2 protein-coding genes and 1 pseudogene are annotated in these 3339 nt (G+C 36.0%); all 3 read left to right on the top strand.

Annotation, left to right across the window (positions count from 1 at the left end):
- The first annotated feature begins 214 nt into the window (after positions 1 to 214).
- Positions 215 to 982, top strand: a complete 768-nt coding sequence (locus OZD63_RS00810; protein ID WP_338062909.1) for an ankyrin repeat domain-containing protein — start codon at positions 215 to 217, stop codon at positions 980 to 982.
- 70 nt (positions 983 to 1052) lie between these two features.
- Complete coding sequence (locus OZD63_RS00805; RefSeq protein WP_274980159.1) at positions 1053 to 3134, top strand: acetyl-CoA carboxylase biotin carboxylase subunit; 2082 nt, start codon at positions 1053 to 1055, stop codon at positions 3132 to 3134.
- A gap of 52 nt (positions 3135 to 3186) precedes the next feature.
- Positions 3187 to 3339: pseudogene (locus OZD63_RS00800) on the top strand (IS5/IS1182 family transposase); the annotation flags it as partial.

Below are 3339 nucleotides of genomic sequence, written 5' to 3'. Positions count from 1 at the left end.
ACCAGCTTGCAAATGATTGTCCTTTCCTTCATTTCTCTCCTATTACGAAGATTTTAAACAGGTTCTGAGAGATAAAATTGTCTTTATTTTCAATAAATTGTGTTGTATAATTTATTATTGGTTAGATAGTAGGTATATATTATGACTCAAAAATTCAAGGATCTGGTCAATGCAATTAAAAAAGACGATTATGAGGCAGTGAAAAAAGCTCTGAATCCCAGGCGAGCAACCCCCAATAATTAACTCAAAAGACGAAGATGGAAAAACTCCTCTTCATATTGCTTTAGAGCGGCCGAGCCCTAATTCTGATGTCATTAATTATTTATTGTCAGGAAACTTAGATATCAAATATACCTCGGTACAAGGAAGCAATTATCTGCATTTGGCTGCAAAGGCAAGGAATGTTGATGCTTTTTTGTCCATTTTCAAACAAAGTGTTAAAAGTAATGTTCATTTGTTAGAGTACAATGAAGATCATGAAAACCCATTTCATATAGCGGCAAGAATGGGGATATTGTTGGATGTAGTAAAAGGAATATTCAAGTATTTGGAGTCTGACAAAACTAATCCAGGGTGTGATTCGGAAAAATTGGAGAATTACAAAAGTTATATTCAAGAGGCATTGTGCAATAGATGTGCGTTAGATAAATCTAAAAAGACTCCTCCTGATTGGGTTAGTAAAACAGTTAAGAAGAAGATAAGAGAAACTGCAGGTATACAAGACAGCTTCATATGTAACCAGAAGTTTCGCCTGTGCTTACATATAGTAGGAGCTATAGCGTGTATTGCTGCTTTATGTTTGTCTTTATACTTTTTATTTTTAGTTTCTCAGTCTCTTGCACTGGCTACGATGGCTGGGATAGTTTCTGGTGGGGCTGCGTATCTGTCAGGCAAAGTATTTAGTGAGATACATGACCTACATGACGTAAGTACTCTAGAGGAAACTTTTAGTGGTACGGATCCTGCAAGGGTGACTGTCTGATATATAACAAAAAGTTGCAGGCAATGATATAGAAATTTACTTTCTTAACTCAAGAAAGTATACTGATAAGATGACGGAAAAGAAGTACAGTAAGATTTTAATAGCAAACAGAGGAGAAATTCCCTGCAGGATTATCAGAACTGCTCGTAGGATGGGTATATCTTGTGTATGCGTATATTCGGATGCAGATGTAAATTCTGTGCATGTAAGACAAGCAGATGAGTCAAGATATATCGGCCCTTCGCCTTCTTGCCTCAGTTATTTAAACATTGAAAAAATATGCGAGGTAGCAGTTGAAACAGGTGTGCAGGCAGTTCATCCTGGCTATGGTTTTTTAGCAGAAAATCCAGATTTTCCACGTGCTCTTCAAAAACATAATATAGACTTCATCGGTCCCAGTGCAGAAACAATAGAGGTTACAGCCAACAAAATAACAGCAAAAGAAGCGGCAAAAAAAGCTGGAGTGAATGTAGTGCCAGGATATATGGGTAAGATTAGCGACGCTGCCCACGCAGCTCAAGTTGCTGAAGAAATTGGCTTTCCGGTTATGCTTAAAGCTGCATCAGGCGGTGGTGGCAAAGGAATGCGAATTGTAAACTCCAAAAAAGAAATTGAACTAGCATTTACATCAGCCACAAATGAAGCAGAGAAAAGTTTTAAGGATGGCAGTATCTTTATAGAGAAATATATAGAATTGCCAAGACATATTGAAATACAAATCATAGCAGATAAATATGGCAATATAGTTTGTCTTGGAGAAAGAGAATGCTCGATACAAAGGAATAATCAGAAAATAATAGAAAAAACGCCAAGTCCATTCATTAGTGAAGAAGTAAGACAAAAAATGTATGTTCAATGTGTTTCTCTGGCAAAGCAAGTTGGCTATTTTTCAGCAGGCACTGTTGAGTTTGTTGTAGATAAAGACCAAAACTTCTATTTTCTTGAGGTAAATACGAGATTGCAAGTTGAGCATCCAGTAACAGAATTTATAACTGGAATAGACATAGTAGAAGAAATGATCAGAACTTCCTGTGGAGAGAAATTGAGATTCAATCAGGATGATATTAAACTTACTGGTTCTGCAATAGAAAGTAGAATTTGCGCTGAAGACCCATCGAAGAAATTTTTCCCTTCCAGCGGAAGAATAAAATATTACGATAAACCGGGTGAAAATGATTATGTAAGAATAGATGATGGAGTTGCTGCAGGTTCAGAAATTAGCATGTTCTATGATTCGATGATTGCCAAAGTGATAACATATGGAAAAGATAGAGTAGAAGCGATCAGCAGAATGCAAAAAGCATTGTCTGAATGCTATATAGAAGGAGTAACAAATAATATAGAATTTCTAGAATCCATCTTCCATCACCCAAATTTTATCGCAGCAAAGCTCCATACGAGATTCATTCCAGATCATTACCCTAGTGGGTTTCACGGCGATTTTGTTACAGAGGAGTATATTAAAATATTTATTTTCACTGCGTTATATGTTCATTTGGAAAGTGAAGAAAGGTACCATCATAAAGCAGTGAATGAAACATCTCAGGTGTCATTCCAGTGCGTGACGCTGGAATCTAGTAAAAAAGAAGGGGCACCAGTATCAGCTACTCGGATGGCAGGTGACCGTGCAAGAGATTTATTCATAGTGAATATAAATGACAATGAGTACTCCGTAAATGCAAAATACCAAGATAATATATTAATAACGGTATATAATCACAATAAATACTCCGTTATAGGCAAGTGGAAATCAAGTTATAGATTGCTATATATCACAATTAATGACGATACCAATATAGCACTTAAAATAGAAAGACAAGGCAGCAAGTACTTCATAAGACATGCAGGTATGAAAGCTGAGTGTTGTATATTAAAGCCTCATGTAGCTGAATTAAGTAAGTTAATGCTAAATAATGAAACAGAAGGGATTTCAGCAGATGCTGTAAAATCCCCAATATCTGGTTTATTAGTTAAATTGCACGTAAATGTAGGAGATCAGGTGGAAATAGGACAACCTTTATTTGTGGTGGAGGCAATGAAAATGGAAAATATCATATGTGCTGAAGCAGCAATGGTGATAAAAAATATTCCCGTTCAAGAAGGAAAAAATGTGCAGATTGGTGATGTAGTCTGCTTTCTTAGAACCTGTTAAGGATCTCGAAAATATGAGGTAAAATAAGCATAGTTAAGAAAGAGGTATATCTATGCAAAAAAGCTATCCAAGCGATATAAGTAAAGAACAATTTGAAAAAATTAGACCAATACTGGAGAGTAGCAGAAAGAAAATAAAACCAAGGAAACTTGATTTGTATGATGTATTTTGTGCAGTGCTATATGTCCTAAAAAGCGCCTGCCAG

It is taken from the genome of Wolbachia endosymbiont of Drosophila leontia (genome assembly GCF_028981785.1).
In the GTDB taxonomy this organism is placed as follows: Bacteria; Pseudomonadota; Alphaproteobacteria; order Rickettsiales; family Anaplasmataceae; genus Wolbachia; species Wolbachia pipientis.
This window is presented reverse-complemented; position numbering and strand designations above follow the sequence as displayed.

Bases quoted from the DNA above. Each gene is read 5' to 3' on its own strand.
- OZD63_RS00805 (WP_274980159.1), top strand. From the start codon at position 1,053: ATGACGGAAAAGAAGTACAGTAAGATTTTAATAGCAAACAGAGGAGAA.